Annotated in this window: 12 protein-coding genes; 3 read left to right on the forward strand and 9 right to left on the reverse strand. The window is 73.3% G+C overall.

Annotated features, from left to right (window positions below):
* Positions 1-2: 2 nt before the first annotated feature.
* The 6 genes from ACFPBZ_RS10800 to glf all read right to left on the reverse strand — a co-directional run bounded on the left by ACFPBZ_RS10800 (position 3) and on the right by glf (position 8,593).
* Positions 3-1,220, reverse strand: a complete 1,218-nt coding sequence (locus ACFPBZ_RS10800; protein WP_378036047.1) for an alpha/beta hydrolase — start codon at positions 1,218-1,220, stop codon at positions 3-5.
* Positions 1,217-2,623: an amino acid permease gene (locus ACFPBZ_RS10805; RefSeq protein WP_378036048.1), complete on the reverse strand. Its 1,407-nt coding sequence runs from the start codon at positions 2,621-2,623 to the stop codon at positions 1,217-1,219. Before ACFPBZ_RS10805 ends, ACFPBZ_RS10800 begins: the two co-directional genes overlap by 4 nt.
* Positions 2,620-3,084, reverse strand: coding sequence for a hypothetical protein (locus tag ACFPBZ_RS10810; RefSeq protein WP_378036049.1), 465 nt, complete (start codon positions 3,082-3,084; stop codon positions 2,620-2,622). The genes ACFPBZ_RS10805 and ACFPBZ_RS10810 overlap by 4 nt, the downstream gene beginning before the upstream one ends.
* The gene (gene lysS, locus ACFPBZ_RS10815; protein ID WP_378036050.1) at positions 3,081-6,446 is read right to left on the reverse strand and encodes a lysine--tRNA ligase; all 3,366 of its coding nucleotides are present in this window, start codon (positions 6,444-6,446) and stop codon (positions 3,081-3,083) included. The genes ACFPBZ_RS10810 and lysS overlap by 4 nt, the downstream gene beginning before the upstream one ends.
* 87 nt (positions 6,447-6,533) lie before the next feature.
* Positions 6,534-7,400 carry a DMT family transporter gene (locus tag ACFPBZ_RS10820; protein ID WP_378036051.1) on the reverse strand — a complete coding sequence of 289 codons (867 nt, stop codon included), beginning with the start codon at positions 7,398-7,400 and terminating at the stop codon, positions 6,534-6,536.
* Between the two features lie 2 nt (positions 7,401-7,402).
* On the reverse strand, positions 7,403-8,593 hold the full coding sequence (gene glf / locus ACFPBZ_RS10825) for a UDP-galactopyranose mutase (RefSeq protein ID WP_378036052.1): 1,191 nt from the start codon (positions 8,591-8,593) through the stop codon (positions 7,403-7,405).
* Positions 8,594-8,636: 43 nt separating this feature from the next.
* On the opposite strand from glf, the gene ACFPBZ_RS10830 reads away from it, so the two are divergent.
* Positions 8,637-9,083, forward strand: a complete 447-nt coding sequence (locus ACFPBZ_RS10830) for an SRPBCC family protein (protein ID WP_378036053.1) — start codon at positions 8,637-8,639, stop codon at positions 9,081-9,083.
* A 16-nt stretch (positions 9,084-9,099) separates the two neighbouring features.
* On the opposite strand, the gene ACFPBZ_RS10835 is transcribed toward ACFPBZ_RS10830, so the two are convergent.
* Positions 9,100-10,545 carry a heparin lyase I family protein gene (locus tag ACFPBZ_RS10835; protein WP_378036054.1) on the reverse strand — a complete coding sequence of 482 codons (1,446 nt, stop codon included), beginning with the start codon at positions 10,543-10,545 and terminating at the stop codon, positions 9,100-9,102.
* A gap of 178 nt (positions 10,546-10,723) precedes the next feature.
* Positions 10,724-12,010, reverse strand: coding sequence for a heparin lyase I family protein (locus ACFPBZ_RS10840; RefSeq protein WP_378036055.1), 1,287 nt, complete (start codon positions 12,008-12,010; stop codon positions 10,724-10,726).
* Positions 12,011-12,198: 188 nt separating this feature from the next.
* Here ACFPBZ_RS10840 and ACFPBZ_RS10845 point away from each other — a divergent pair, with 188 nt between their 5' ends.
* The gene (locus ACFPBZ_RS10845) at positions 12,199-12,810 is read left to right on the forward strand and encodes a hypothetical protein (protein WP_378036056.1); all 612 of its coding nucleotides are present in this window, start codon (positions 12,199-12,201) and stop codon (positions 12,808-12,810) included.
* Here the strand turns inward: ACFPBZ_RS10845 and ACFPBZ_RS10850 are convergent.
* Positions 12,770-13,246, reverse strand: coding sequence for a hypothetical protein (locus ACFPBZ_RS10850; RefSeq protein ID WP_378036057.1), 477 nt, complete (start codon positions 13,244-13,246; stop codon positions 12,770-12,772). The genes ACFPBZ_RS10845 and ACFPBZ_RS10850 overlap by 41 nt on opposite strands.
* A 164-nt stretch (positions 13,247-13,410) precedes the next feature.
* Between ACFPBZ_RS10850 and ACFPBZ_RS10855 the strand changes: the two genes are divergently transcribed.
* Entirely contained in the window at positions 13,411-15,450 is a 2,040-nt protein-coding gene (locus ACFPBZ_RS10855; RefSeq protein ID WP_378036058.1) for an acyltransferase family protein, read from the forward strand.
* Positions 15,451-15,454 lie beyond the last annotated feature (4 nt).

The following is a 15,454-nucleotide window of genomic DNA, read 5'->3' on the forward strand; positions in this document are numbered from 1 at the left end:
GCTCACTGCTGCGGGCAGGACGCCCCGGGCGTTCCGATGCCGAGGCGGCCCGCCATCCAGGGCAGCGAGTCGGCGAACGCGGCGGAGAACACGTCGAAGGTGTGGCCGCCGCCGGGGACGACCACCGAGCAGACGGCGACCCCGGCCCGCCGGGCGACGGGGACGAGCGCCGCCTGCGCCGCGGCCGGTTCCGGGTCGGCGTCGCCCACCTCGAACCAGCCGCCGAGCTGGGGGAAGCGCTTCTCCGCGAGGATGGTCGCCGGCTCGTGCGCCGCGAACGCGCTCTGCGAGCCGCCGAAGAGCTGGGCGACGGCGGAGGCGGTGTCGGCGTTGGTGTCCCCGGCCCGGGGGCCGGCGAGCCCGGAGTAGTCGCCGAAGGTGTGGAACAGGGTCGGGTGGCGCAGGGCCAGCATGATCGCGCAGGAGCCGCCCTCCGACAGGCCCGCGACCGCCCAGGCCCCGCCGGTCGGGCGGGTGCGGAAGGTCGTCGTGACGTAGGCCGGGACGTCGGCGGTCAGGTAGGTCTCGACGCGCCCCGCCGGCCCGTCGACGCACTCGGAGTCGGCGGTCTCCGAGCCGTTGACGTCGGGCATGACGAGGATCGGCGCCCGGCCCCCGTGCTGCGCGGCGAACGCGTCGGCCGTCGCGGCGGCCTGACCCGCGACCGTCCAGTCCTGCGGGGTCCCGGGCGTGCCGTGCAGGAGCACGACGACGGGCAGCGACGGGTGCTCGCGGGCGAACCACGCCGGGGGCACGTAGACCATCCCCGGCCGGGCGACGAACCCCGACTGGGTCGCCGGCACGTCGATCGGGGCCACCACGCCGGGTCCGGGGTCGGAGTCCTGGCGCAGCAGTTCCGCGACGGTCTCCTCGTCGGACGGCGCGAGGCCGGCCGCGTCGGAGATCGTCCGGTAGTAGTCGAACCAGGTGTTGGTCGCGGCGGCCGCGTTCGCCAGCAGCAGCACGACGACCACCACCACCCCGAGCGCCCGGGTGGCCCCCCGTCCGGCCGAGGCGGTCCCGACGACCGCCAGGAGCAGCAGCGCGACGAGCAGCGCGTGGAACGGCCACTCGGTGATGGGCACCGCCGTCGGGTCGCCCCCGGCGGTCACCAGCACCGCGATCACCAGCACGACGACCGCCGCGCCCAGCACCCCGAGCACGGGCCGCAGGGGCGACCGGCCCGTCGTCGGGCCGGGCGGACGCGTCCGGGTGCTCACGCCGGTGCCGGAACGGCGCGACGGGCCCGGCGGCGGTCGAGCGCGGCCACGACGAACGGCGGGCACGACAGCACGGCCACCGCGAGGGCGAGCAGCAGCACGTAGACGAGCGTGTCGCCGGTCTCGAGCTGCGAGGGCGGCACGAACCCGAGGACGAACGAGAACACGCAGCCGGCGAGCCCGAGCCCGCCCGCGAGCCACACCCCGGGCAGCCCGCCCGGGATCCGGTACGGCCGGGCGACGTCGGGCCGGGTGTAGCGCAGACGGATCACGGCCGCGAACATCAGCCCGTACATCACGACGACGATCTGCGCGGTGACCGCGGAGAGCATCCAGTACGAGGTGCTCACGCTCGGGACCAGCAGGAACAGCAGCGCGAAGACGCTGCCCGCCACGCCCTGCCCGACGACGAGGGCCACCGGCACGTCGCGGGAGTTGGTGCGGGCGAGCCGGCGGGGCGCGGAGCCCTCGCGCGCCACCGCGGCGACGCCGTCGGCCGGCCCGAGGATCCACGGCGTGAGGTGGGCGACGCCCCCGAAGGCGATCAGCAGGGCGAGCGGGACGACGAGCCACCCGGCCCCGAGCAGGTCGAGCACCCGGGAGAACAGCTCCATCGTCCCGCTGACGAGGCTGATCTCGGAGGCCGGCACGACGAAGGCGAGGAAGAGCGACCCCACCACCGAGAACACCACGACGACGGCCACGCACAGCGCGATCGCCCGCGGCACCACGCGCCCGGGGTCCTCGGTGTGCCGGGCGTGGAAGCCCGCCATCTCCATCCCGGTGAACAGCAGGACGATGCCGCCGAGGAACGCGAGGTTGTCGATCTGCAGGTCGGGGACCAGCGCGCCGGCGGAGAACGGGATCGCCGAGGGCCGCCCGCCCGCGAGGAACGCGACGCCGAGCACGACGACGAGCACCGCGGGGACGATCGAGCCGGCGATCGTCCCGATGGCCCCCAGCCGCGCCGACGCGCCGACCCCGCGCAGGCTCAGCGCCGTGGTGGCCCAGAAGACGGTGAGCATGACGACGACGAGGAAGACGGTGTCCGTCGCGAGCGCCGGGTCGATCGCGTAGGCGAGGCTCGCGGCGATGAACGAGAGCACGGTGGGGAACCAGGCGACGTTCTCGGAGTAGTCGCACCACACCGCGAGGAACCCGGTGCGCTCGCCGAAGGCCTCCTTCACCCACGCGTAGACCCCGCCGTCGCGCGGCCAGGCGGTGCCGAGCTCGGCCGCGGCCATCGCGATCGGCACCAGGAACACGAGGATCGACAGGGCGAACAGCGCGAGCATCGACCAGCCGTACTCGGCCATCACCGGCAGGTTCCGGGCGCTGACGATCGCGGCCACGTTGATCATCGCGAGGGCGAGGATCCCCAGCCGCGGGCCCCGGGCGCTCACCGGCCGCCCGCCGCGCGCACGGCGTCGCCGACGCGGTCGGTCAGGTCGTCGTCGGCGAGGCCCGGGACGGTGACGAGCAGGTCGCCCCAGGTGTGCACCACGGCGCTCCCGCGGGGCCGGAGGCGGACCTCCTCGGCGCGCGCGGCGGCGTCGCGGGCCTCCGGGGTGGCGAAGCGGTCGACCCCCACCCGGGCGACCTCACCGGTCGCGCACCCGGCCGGGGCGGCCGCGACCAGGAAGGTGGCGGCCGCGGTGGCGGCGGGCGCCGACGCGTCGGGGCGGTCGACCCGGGAGCACACGGTGAGCCCGCCGGCGGCGAGGGCCGGCGGGACCGCGTCGAGGCCCCGCGGGGTGAACGCAGCCCGCTCGCCGCCGGCCCAGGCCGCGAGGAGCGCGAGCACCCCGACGAGGACGAGGGCCGCCACGCCACCGGCGATCACCAGCGGTCTCGTGGTGCTCACGAGGGCGCGGACGGGGAGGGCGCCCCGCCGACGGCGGCCGGGACGAACAGCGGCCCGAGCCCCGGCACGGCGAGGAAGCCCTCCGCGCCGGCGTAGAGCAGCCCGACCCGGGGCAGGTCGGCGGGGCTGCGGTAGGCGAGGACCCGGGGCAGCCACTGCGGGTCGAACTTGGCGTTGAAGTCGTGCAGCGAGCGCACCTGGAAGAACGGGTTGAGCACCCCGACGGCCCTGCGGGCCACGCGCTGCATCGGCGTGAAGGGCACGTCCTCGTCGAACAGCCGGCCCCAGAGCGCGAAGTTCATCGACAGCCGCGTGACGCCGCGGGCGCCGAGCGCCTCGGCGCTGCGGGAGATCAGGAACTCCGTCATGCCGTTCGGGGCGTCGGGGCGGTGGCGCATGAGGTCGAGCGTGTAGCCGAACGTCGTCCCGGTCCACGGCCCGCCGTAGGCCGGGACCAGGCGGAGGAACCCGCCCGGCACGCCCTGCTCGTCGAGGGCGACGCAGAGCAGGAAGTCGGGGTTCCGCCCCGCGCCGGCGACGTCCTGGGAGAGCGCCATGGTGAAGCCGCGCTCGGGCGCCTTGCCCCGCCACTGGTCGGAGATCGCGTTCAGCCCCGCCACCAGCGCCGGCGAGGCGTTGGCCTCGGTGACCAGCTGGAACCGGTACGTGCGCTCCACGCGGCGCACCGCGGCGCGCACGCTCTTGCGGGCACGGCCCTCGAGCGTGAACGTCGTGCAGTCGAGGATCGCCTCGTCGCCGAGGTAGAAGCTGCGGAAGCCCCGGGAGCCGAGCACCCCGTCGCGCCCGACGGTGTCCTCCCGGGCGGCCAGGAAGGCGGGCGTCCAGGCGCGCTCGGCGCACATGGCGAGGAACTCGTCGACCACGCGGGGCACCGACCCCGGGTCGCCCACCGGGTCGCCGGAGGCGAGCGCGTACCCGCCGAGATAGGTGTAGGCGATCATCGCGCGGCCGTCGGTGGAGAAGAAGAAGCTCTTGTCGTCGCGCAGCGAGAAGGCGGCCAGCGTGTCCCACCCGTAGGTGCGCACCAGCGCGTCGGCGCGGGCCCAGTCGTCGGGGGTGTGGGGCGAGCGCGCCACCAGCGGCCGGAAGACCAGGACGAGCAGGACGACGAGCCCCGCGATCCCGAGGGCGAGCAGCGACGGCCCGAAGAACGCCGCGAACAGGGGGCGGGAGAACGTGTAGGGCCCGTCGACGCCGACGAGGCCCCCGAAGATCGTCTCGAGCCCGCCGAGGAGGGTGAGCGACGGCGTCATGCGTCCCGACTGCAGCGCCAGCCCGGCGAAGCCGAAGGCGAGGACCGCGCCGAGGTAGATCGGCACCACGCGCAGCAGCCGGAACAACGAGGGCGGGTCGGCCGGGGCGCGGAAGCGGTCGCGGTAGGCGGTGAGCAGCCCGAGCATCACCAGGCAGATCAGCATGCCGATCTCGTGCGGCCCCTTGACGAGGTGGGCGACGAGCCCCAGCCCGAACATCCCCACCGCGACCCGCCACGCGGTGCGCTTGCGCTTGGCGAGCTGGTCGGCGAGCAGGAGCAGGACGAGGCCGATCACCGCCGAGAGCACGTGCCCGGACACCACGAACCAGGGCGGGACGACGTCGAGCTCGAGCCGCGCCGCGAGGCGGGTGTGCACGAACGGGAGGTGCACGAGCAGGTGCAGCATCCCGGCGAGCGCGGTGATCCCCGCGATCACCCGGGGCGCGAGGGCTCCCTGCGTGGCGGGCACCGGCACGGGCGCCGCCGTCGGCACGACGGGCGGGATGGCGGGTGGGAGCGCGACCGGCGGCATCCCGGTGGGCGGGAGGACCGGCCGGTGGGCGCCTCCCGGACCCGACCCGGGCGGCGGGGTGAACTCCGGGCGCAGCGTGGGGAAGAGCAGGACCTCGCGGATCGAGTCGACGCTGGCGAGCAGCATGACGAGGCGGTCGATCCCGATGCCGAGCCCGCCGGTGGGCGGCATCCCGTACTCGAGGGCCCGGACGTAGTCCTCGTCGATGTCGCCTGCTTCGGGGTCGCCGTTGCGCTTGGCCTCGGCCTCCTCGACGAAGGCGGCCATCTGCTCGGCCGGGTCGTTCTGCTCGGAGTAGGCGTTGCAGAGCTCGAAGCCCGCGACGATGAGCTCGAACCGCTCGCTGTAGGCCGGGTCGTCGCGGTGCGCGCGCGCCAGGGGCGACACCTCGCGGGGGTAGTCGAGGCAGAAGACCGGTCCGTCGACGTCGTGCTGCACCCGCTCGTCGTAGACCTCGGTCATCAGCCGGCCCGGGCCCCAGCCGAGCTCGTAGTCGATGCCGAGGCGGTCGAGCGCCGCGCGGGCCTCCTCCACGGGCATCGCCGGGTGCATCACCGCGCCGGTCTTCTCGGCGATCATGTCGGCGAACCGCTTCCGCGGCCACGGCGGCGTGAGGTCGACGGTGCGCCCCGCGTAGCGGACCTTCAGGTCCGAGTCTTCCCCGAGCGCGGCGCGGGCCGCCGCGACCACCAGCGACTCGGTCAGGTCCATCATGTCGTGGTAGTCGGCGAAGGCCTGGTAGGCCTCGAGCATCGTGAACTCGGGGTTGTGCCGGGTGTCGACGCCCTCGTTGCGGAACACGCGGCCGATCTCGAAGACCCGCTCCATCCCGCCCACGATCAGCCGCTTGAGGTGCAGCTCGAGGGCGATCCGCAGGTACATGTCGAGGTCGAGCGCGTTGTGGTGGGTGACGAACGGCCGGGCCGAGGCGCCGCCCTGGATGCTCTGCAGCACCGGGCCCTCGACCTCGGTGAACCCCACCGACGCGAGGTGCTCGCGGATCGCCCGGATCGTCCGGTGGCGGATGCGGAAGATCTCGCGGGTACGGGCGTTCACGGCGAGGTCGACGTAGCGGCGCCGGTAGCGGGTCTGCACGTCGGTGAGCCCGCCGCGCCCGAGCGGCAGCGACAGCAGGGCCTTCGACAACAGGGTGCACTCCTCCACCCGCACCGACAGCTCGCCGCGGCGGGTGGTCATCACCGTGCCGGAGACCCCGACCCAGTCGCCGAGGTCGAGGGCGTCGACGGCCCGGTGGGCGGCCTCGCCGAGCACCGAGGTGTCGAGGAAGAGCTGGATCGCACCCGTGCCGTCGCGCAGCTCGGCGAAGCCGAGGTACCCGTGGCGCCGGCGGCCCACGAGGCGGCCGGCCAGGCGCACCCGGCGCTCGGTGACGGTGTCGGGCGGCAGGTCGCCGTACTCGCCGCGGACCGCGGCGACGCCCGTGTCGACCTCGAAGCGGTAGGGGTACGGATCGACCCCGGCCTCCCGCGCCGCGTCGAGCTTCGCCGCACGGACCGACCGCGGCGCGTCCGCCGGAGGGGTGATCGCCTGCACAACTGGAACTTTGACACACCGTGACGACGTGGGGGAAGCAAACAGGACTCAGGTCCCCGTTCGTCCCAGCCGTTCGACGGTCCGTGACTAGACCGTCACCGTCTCGTCGGCGGGTGGGGCACCGGCCCGAGCCAGCACGACGGTCGCGAGCACCGCGATGGCGACCAGCAGACCGATGAGGACCCACTCGATGCCGTCGGCCTGCACCCGCTCCCCCAGCACCGTCAGCCCCACGAGCGCGGCCACGAGGGGCTCGCCGACGGTGATCGCGGGCAGGGTGGTCGCGAGGTCCCCGGCCTGGAACGCGGCCTGCTGCAGGTAGGTGCCCCCGACGGCGGCCACGACGAGGGCCCAGGTCTCCCAGCCGAGCAGCAGCGGCACGATGCCGTCGCCGAGCAGGTCGACCACCGACTTCGTCAGCGCCGCGAGCACCCCGTAGGCGATCCCGGTGGCCACCGCGAGGGCGGCGGCGCGGACCCCGCCGCGGCGGCGGGCGGCGAGGGCCAGGCAGCCGAACAGCACCACGACGAGCACCGCGCCGGTGGGCGCCCACGCCGCGAACGGCGCCCGGTCCTCTCCCGCCGTCGGCTCGCCGACCACCAGGAACAGGGCGAGGGCGGCGGCGAGCACGAGGGCCCACGCGGCGTCCCGGCCGGTGACCCGCCGTCCTCCGGTCCACGCCTCCAGAGGCAACGCGAACAGCAGGGTCGTCACCAGCAGCGGCTGCACCAGCAGCAGCGAGCCGACCCCCAGCGCCGCGGCCTGCACGACGAAGCCGCCCGCGTCGCCCACCGAGCCGGCCCACCACGTCGGGCTGCGCACGAGGCGACGCAGCAGCCCCAGGCCGCCCGCCTCGTCGTCGGGAACGAGGGAGGCCGCCCGGCGCTGCGCCACCGAGCCGACGGCGAGCAGCAGGGCGGCGAGCAGCGCGAGCGCGACCGCGAGACCGGTCACCGTCAGCCCTCGAGGGGATCCGCGCCGTCGAAGGAGACCCCGTCGGTGAACCAGGGGGCGATGCGGTTGTCGAACATCGTCAGCGCCGAGCCGATCGCCATGTGCATGTCGAGGTACTTGTAGGTGCCGAGCCGCCCGCCGAACAGGATGTTGCGGCTCGCCTCCTTGCGCGCGAGCTCGCGGTAGCGCTCCAGCTTGGTGCGGTCCTCAGGGGTGTTGATCGGGTAGTACGGCTCGTCGCCCGACTCGGCGAAGCGCGAGTACTCCCGCACGATCACCGTCCGGTCGGTCGGGTAGTTCTTCCGCTCCGGGTGGAAGTGCCGGAACTCGTGGATGCGCGTGTAGGGCACGTCGCGGTCGGCGTAGTTCATGACCGGGGTGCCCTGGAAGTCGCCGGTGGTGGTGACGACCTCGGGGACGAAGTCGAGCGTCCGCCAGCCGAGCTCGCCCTCGCAGAAGTCGAAGTAGCGGTCGAGCGCGCCGGTGTAGACCGTGGGGACGTCGTCGCGCAGCTGGTCGCGCAGGTCGAACCAGTCGGTGTCGAGGCGCACCTCGATGTTCGGGTGGTCGGCCATCCGCTCGAGCCAGGCCGTGTAGCCGTTCACCGGCAGGCCCTCGTACGTGTCGTTGAAGTACCGGTTGTCGAAGGTGTAGCGCACCGGCAGGCGGCTCACGATCGAGGCCGGCAGGTTCTTCGGGTCGGTCTGCCACTGCTTGGCGGTGTAGCCCTCGAAGAACGCCTCGTAGAGGGGGCGGCCGACGAGCGCGACGCCCTTCTCCTCGAAGTTCTGCGCGTCGTTCACGTCGATCTCGGCGGCGTGCTCCGCGACCCAGGCGCGGGCCTCGTCGGGCGTCATCGCCTTCCCGGCGAACTCGCAGATCGTCGCCAGGTTCACGGGCATCGGGTAGACGCGTCCGCGGAAGATCGTGAACACGCGGTGCTGGTAGCCGGTGAACTCGGTGAACCGGTTGACGTAGGACCACACCCGCTCGTTCGAGGTGTGGAACAGGTGCGCGCCGTAGCGGTGCACCTCGATCCCGGTCTCGGGGTCGGGCTCGGAGTACGCGTTGCCGCCCAGGTGCGAGCGGCGCTCGACGACGAGCACACGCTTGTCCAGTTCGGTGGCGGCTCGTTCGGCGATCGTGAGGCCGAAGAAACCGGAGCCGACGACGACCAGGTCAGGCTCGTTCATGCACCTCACGGTAGTCGTCGATCCCGTGGGGTAACCGTGCGGCATGCCGACCGTGACCCGGACCGTCTCCACCCCCGCCCCCTTGGACGTCGTCCGGGCGTACCTGCGCGACTTCGGCAACGCCCCGGAGTGGGACGCCGGCACCGTCGCCTGCGAGCCGGTCGACGCCACGACGCCGGTGGCCATCGGCAAGCAGTGGACGAACGTCTCGGAGTTCCGCGGGAAGCAGACCACGCTGACCTACACGCTCGAGGCCGACGAGCCCACCCGCATCCGCATCGTCGGGCGGAACAAGACGGTGACCAGCGAGGACGAGATGACGTTCACCGGGGCCGACGGCGGCGGTACCACGGTGAGCTACACCGCGACCTTCACCTTCCACGGCGCCGCGAAGCTCGCCACCCCGCTCCTCGTGCCCTCGCTCAACGGGCTGGCCGACGACGCGGAGCGCTCGCTCGGCGAGGCGCTGCAGAAGCTGCCGGCCTCCTGAGCGGCCCCTGCCGGGGCTACTGCACCTGCGTCCGGGTGTTCCCGACCTTCGCGCCCTCGATCGTGTAGGTCGCGGGCAGCGTGATCGCCGAGTCGCGGTAGATGCCCATCTTCCAGTACGACGAGACCGAGGCCGTCGCCTTCTTGTCGGTGGGGTAGAGCGTCCCGCCGGCCGGCTTGTAGCCCGCGAGCACCTGGCTGCCGTTGCGCCAGATGTCCACCACGCCCTTGTTCGGGTCGCGTGAGAACAGCACGTGGACGATCAGGTCGATCCGCTGGCCCGTGGTCGCCGGGCCGAGCGCCTGACCGAAGAGCTTCGACCCGGCCGGGTGGCCGTAGCCGCCCGAGAGGTTGAGGTTGCCGTCGCGGACGGTGATCTCCAGGGGCGGCGAGCCGGTGCCGTCGTTCTTCCACTGGGTGATCACCTGCCAGGTGTTCACCTGCGTCGGGAAGCCGGCCGGCAGGTAGAAGGAGAACCGGAACCAGCGGTCCTGCCCCTCGGTGAACGACGCGGTGGTCGGCACGATCTCGGACCTGGTGCCGCCACCGGGCATCGTGAACCTCGCGGCCTTCGCCCCCGAGGTCACCGGGGAATCGACGATCACCGGGGCGCTCGCGCCCACGTTGTTCCAGGGGGTGTCGTCGAAGCGGCCAAAGCCCGAGGACGTGAAGTTCGCGTCCCAGGACTGCGTGGTCTGCGGCGGCGTGGGCACCGGGACCGTCGTGGTGGTCGGCGGCGCGGTGGTCGTGGTGACCGGCGGGACCGTCGTCGTCACGGGCGGGACGGTCGTCGTCGTGACGGGCGGGTCGGTGGTGGTCACCGGAGGCACGGTCGTGGTCTCGGGCGGCACCGTGGTGGTCACCGGAGGCACCGTCGTCGTGACCGGCGGGACCGTCGTCGTCGTGACCGGGGGAACGGTGGTCGTGGCCGGCGGGACGGTCGTCGTCACGGGCGGGACGGTCGTCGTCGTGACCGGCGGCGTGGTCGTGTCCGGCGTGGAGAGCGCTGGCAGCGTCCACTTCTGCGCGTTGACGTTGGCACACACGGCGATGGTGATGACGACCTTGGCGGCGATCTTGTTGTTCTGCGGCGCCAGGCAGGTCTTCGACTTCTGGTTCTGCACGAAGCCGGTGGTGTAGGCCGACCACTTCTGCGACACCGAGGTGGTGGAGCAGACCACCAGGACGACGCGCGTGCCGGCGGTCGTCGCGCCGCCCAGGGTGTCGAGACAACGGCCCTGCACCCGGAGCGTCCCGTCGGCCCAGCGCGAGAACTGCTGCCCGACGTTGGTGCCGCAGGCGTTGAGCCACTGCGGGTTGTTCACCGTGGTCGCGTTGTTCGAGTTCTCGAGGCAGCCGCCGCCGAGGTTGGAGATCCGGCCCGTGACGGTCGCCGCGGACGCCTCCCCCGCCCCCGCCCCCGCCCCGAACACGCCGGCGAGCACCGCCAGGGCGGCGAGCACCGCCCCTATCCTCCGCACGACCGACCGATCCACAGCTCCCCCTCGAACGATGACCACGAGTGAGGGGTCGTGTGGATCACGACGGTCGTTACCGATTCGTACTGCCCCGAACGGTGGCAGCAGTGACGGAGGATGCGAGGCGGCCGGTCGGGACGGTCACCCGACCGGCCGCAGCACCTCAGTTCGCGACCTGCGCGTAGGTGTTGCCGATCTTTGCGCTCTCGATCGTGTACTGGGCGGCCTGGGTGATCGCCGAGTCGCGGTAGAGCCCCATCTTCCAGTAGGAGCTCGTCGTCGCGGTGCCCGACGCGGACGTCGGGTAGAGCGTCCCGCCGGCCGGCTTGTAGCCCGCGAGCACCTGGGTGCCGTTGCGCCAGATGTCCACGACGCCCTTATTCGGGTCACGCGAGAAGAGCACGTGGATGACCAGGTCGACGCGCTGCCCGGTGGTCGCCGGGGCGAAGGCCTTGGAGAAGGTCCGCGGGCCCGCCGGGTGGCCGTAGCCGCCCGAGAGGTTGAGGTTGCCGTTGCCGACGGTGAGCTCCAGCGGCGGCGACCCGGTGCCGTCGTTCTTCCACTGGGTGAGCAGCTGCCAGCTCGTCACCTGGGTGGGGAAGTTCGTCGGCAGGTAGAAGGAGAAGCGGAAGTAGCGGTCCTGGCCCTCGGTGAACGACGCGGTCGTCGGGACGATCTCGGTGCGCGTGCCGCCGCCGGGCATGGTGAACCGCGCGGCCTTCGCGCCGGCGGTGACGGGCGAGCTGACGAGCACCGGGGCGCTCGCGCCCACGTTGTTCCAGGGCGTGTCGTCGAAGCGGCCGAAGCCCGAGGACGTGAAGTTCGAGTCCCACACCTGGGTGGTCTGGCCCGGCAGGCTCGGCGTGGTGGTGGTCGGCGGCTTCGTCGTGGTGGTCGGCGGGACCGTGGTGGTGGTCGGCGGCTTCGTCGTGGTCGTCGGCGGCGTGGTGGTCGTGGTGGGCACCGGCGGCGTGGTGGTGGTCGGCGGGGTGGAGAGCGCCGGGACGCCCCACTTGTGGGCGGCGACGTTCGCGCAGGCGACGATCGTCATGACGCCCTTCGCGACGATGCGGTTGTTCAGCGGCGCGAGGCAGAGGCTCGACTTCTGGTTCTGCACGTAGCCGGCGACGTAGAAGTTCCACTTCTGCGAGGTCGACGTCGTGCACGCGGCGAGCACCACGCGGGTGCCGGAGGCGGTCGCCCCGCCCGCGGTGTCGGCGCACAGGCCCTGCACCCGCAGGGTGCCGTCGGCGTAGCGCGACCACTGCTGCCCGGCGGCGGTCCCGCAGTTGTTCAGCCACAGCGGGTTGTTGGCGGCCGCGACGTTGTTGGCGTTCTCCAGGCAGCCGCCGGCGGTGTTGGTGACGCGGCCCGTGACGACCGCCGCCTCCGCCGAGCCGGCCGAGAGGCCCGCGCCGAGCACGCCGAACAGCAGCGCGAGCGCACCCACCGCGGCTACGAACGCCGCTCTGGGACGATGGCCCGCCCGACCGATCTTCCTGTCACTGCCCGTCATTACGTCCCCTCACTGCGTGACCGTCACTCCCCCCTTCGCTCGCAGCGGCCCCGGTATTAGTCCATATGGAGTACACGACCGGGTGATCACGGCGCGGTCACGGCGAGAAAGGTTCCAAGACGATGCCTCGTCCGGCCGCCCTGGCCGCCGCCGCGCTGCCCCCGCTGCTGCTCGCGGCGGTCGGGCTCACGCACCCGCTGGTGCTCACTCCCGAGTCGGCGCCCTGGTGGCGCGACCTGCACGTGATCGGGCTGGTCGCCTTCCCGCTGCTCGCGCTCGGCCCGTGGGTGGTGGTGCGCGGGCGGGGGCTGCTGCTCGAGGGGCTGGTGATCGTCCTCGGCCTCGTCTACGCGTGCTTCTACACCGCGCTCGACGTCCTGGCCGGCATCGGCGGCGGGCACCAGACGATGACCATGGGCCCCGGTCCGTGGGTGGCCTCGCTGTTCGGCATCGCGGACCAGCTGGTGGTGCCGGGGGTCTACGCCTACCTCGCGACCGCCGTCATCGGCGGCGTCACCGCGATCCTGGTGACGCCCGGGCCGGGGCGGGCCGCGGCCGTCGTCGGGACGGTGCTCGTGGTGGGCGGGGCGTACTCGTTCCTGACGAGCCACATCTACTACCCCGTCGGGGTCCTGACGATGGTGGTGCTCGCGGTGGGGTGGACCGCGATGGCGGCGGTGGTGCCGCGCCCGGTCAGGTCGCCGCGGCGGCGGCGGCAGCCTGTTCCCACATGAGCAGGACGACGGCGAGGGTGAACACGGCGACCGGGGTCGGCATCCCGGGGAGGTCGGCCTCGGCGTCGCCGCGCCAGGTCCCGGTGCGGCGGATGGTGCCCCGCGGCTCGCTGCTCCCGGGCTCGGCGATCCACTCCTGGTCGGCCTTGAAGATCGAGCGGCGGCGGAAGTGCAGCTCCTCGTCGCCGGTCGTGATGCTCCAGTGCTTGCGGCCGATCCGCTCGGCCCGCGCGATCTCGGAGCCGTCGCCGCCGAGCAGCGTGTACGTGGTGCCCGTCCACGTGGACTGCACCTCGTAGGCCACGCCGTCGAGCGTGTAGCGCACCGACGAGCGCCAGCCCTTCGCCTCGAGGACGAGCAGGGGCGCGCCGTCCTCGCGGACCTCCCAGCGGGACCTCAACGACGAGACCCGGTGCGCCTCCAGCATGGGCCGCATCCCATCAGGGGAGATCGTCGGGTTCAAGTGAACGGCAGGTCGACCGGGGGTGGCGCGGCCGGCACCGCGCGTGACGGTCATGATGCTCGGGAGACAGGACCGGCGACGGCGGCGTTTCTCCGACACTCTGCGTCGCGTCCACCGACCGGCGGGAGGCGGTGTCCGTGATCGCTCCCGCCACGGCTCCGCTGACGCGGACCGCCGCGCCCGCGACCACGAGCCGGCAGGACCCGACGCGCTTCCGGCCCGAGCTCCAGGGTCTCCGGGCCCTGGCCTGCGGGCTCGTCGTGATCTACCACGTGTGGTCGGACCGGGTGTCCGGCGGCGTGGACGTCTTCTTCGTGATCACCGGCTTCCTGTTCGCGGGCCAGCTCGTCCGCGCGGCCGAGCGCGGCGCGGTCGACGTGCTGGGGACCTGGGGCCGGATGCTGCGGCGCCTCGTCCCGACGACGGCCGTGGTGCTGCTGGGCTGCATCGTCGGCGGCTGGCTGATCGTGCCCGAGAGCCGCTGGCCCCAGACGATCCGCGAGGTCACGGCCTCCGCGTTCTTCGTCGAGAACTGGCGGCTGGCCGCCGACTCGGTCGACTACTACGCCGCCCACAACACGGCGAGCATCGTGCAGCACCTGTGGTCGCTGTCGATCCAGGGCCAGTTCTACCTCGTCTTCCCGCTGTTCGTCGGGGGTCTCGCACTCCTCGCGCGCCGGCTGCGGGTCGGCCCCCGGCGCGTCGTCCTGGTGGCCCTGGCCGTCGTCTCCGCCGCCTCCCTCGCCTACTCGGTCCACCTCACCGCGGTCGACCAGACGCTGGCCTACTTCCACTCCCTGACGAGGGTCTGGGAGTTCGCCCTGGGCGGCCTGCTCGGACTGCTCATGACGCGGGTCGCCCTGCCGACCGGAGTCCGGGTCGCCGCCGGCTGGACGGGGGTGGTGGCGCTCGCGGTCTGCGGGATCGTCCTCGACGTCGAGGGCGGCTTCCCCGGCTACTACGCCCTCTGGCCCGTGCTCGCCGCCTGCCTCGTCCTCGCCGCCGAGCGCACGGGGACGGTCCTCGGGGCGGACCACTGGCTCTCCTCGCGCCCGATGCAGTACCTCGGCCGCATCAGCTTCCCGCTCTACCTGTGGCACTGGCCGGTGCTGCTGCTCGCACTGTTGGCCACGCACCGCGAGACGGCCGGGATGCTCGGCGGCCTGCTGGTGGTCGCCGTGTCCCTCGTCCTGGCGGCCCTCACCGACCGGCTCGTCGACCAGCCGATGGCCCGCGCCCGGCGCTGGCGCGGGGCCGGCTACCGGTCGGGCGCGATCGCGGTCTGCGGGGTCCTGCTGGTCACGCTGGGCTGGCACGCCGTGACGACCGTCCGCGCCGAGCCCTCCGGCGTACCCGGCGACCTCGACCACCCGGGTGCGGCCGCCCTCACCCCCGGGTTCGTCTACCACGGCGCCCCGTCGCCCGCGCCCATCCCACCCGCCGTCTCCGCCTACGAGGACTGGGTGCACTACGAGGACGACTGCGCCCGGCCGGCGGCGGCGCCGCGGCTCGAGCGGTGCACCTGGGTGGCGCCGACCCGGCCCGACGCCCCCACCGTGGTGGTCGTCGGCGACTCGCACATGCAGCAGTTCCTCCCCGCCCTCGCACCGGTCGCGCGGCAGCGGGGGTGGCGGGTCGACACGCTGATCCGTCCGGGCTGCCCGTTCTCCACGACCTCGGAGTCGAACGTCGGCGAGGTCGAGTGCATCGAGTGGAACCGCGCCGCCATCGACGAGATCATGCGTACGAGGCCGTCCGCCGTGGTTGTCCAGGCGAGTCACGGCGTGCGCCCCGGTCCCACCGAGGCCACCGGGCCGGGCATGGTCGAGGCCTGGCAGATCCTGGCCGGCGCCGACATCCCGATCCTCGCCGTGCGCGACAACCCGCGCTACGGCTATGCCCCGTCGAGCTGTGTGGACAACTACCGCCGCGGCGCCCCGGAGTGCGACGTGCCCCGGGCCGAGCTCTACGGGCCCGCTCCGCCGATCTCGCGGGTGGCCCTGCCGCCGACGGTGTCCTACCTCGATCTCGCCGACCGGATCTGCGGTCCTCGGACGTGCGACCCGGAGGTCGGGAACGTGACGGTGTACCTCGACGACAACCACCTCACGGCCACGTTCAGCTCGTCGCTCGCCCCCGTCGTCGGGCCTCGTCTGGCGGCCCTCGTCGATCGGTGAGCGC

This window comes from Actinomycetospora atypica (genome assembly GCF_042653685.1).
GTDB classification, from domain to species: Bacteria; Actinomycetota; Actinomycetes; order Mycobacteriales; family Pseudonocardiaceae; genus Actinomycetospora; species Actinomycetospora atypica.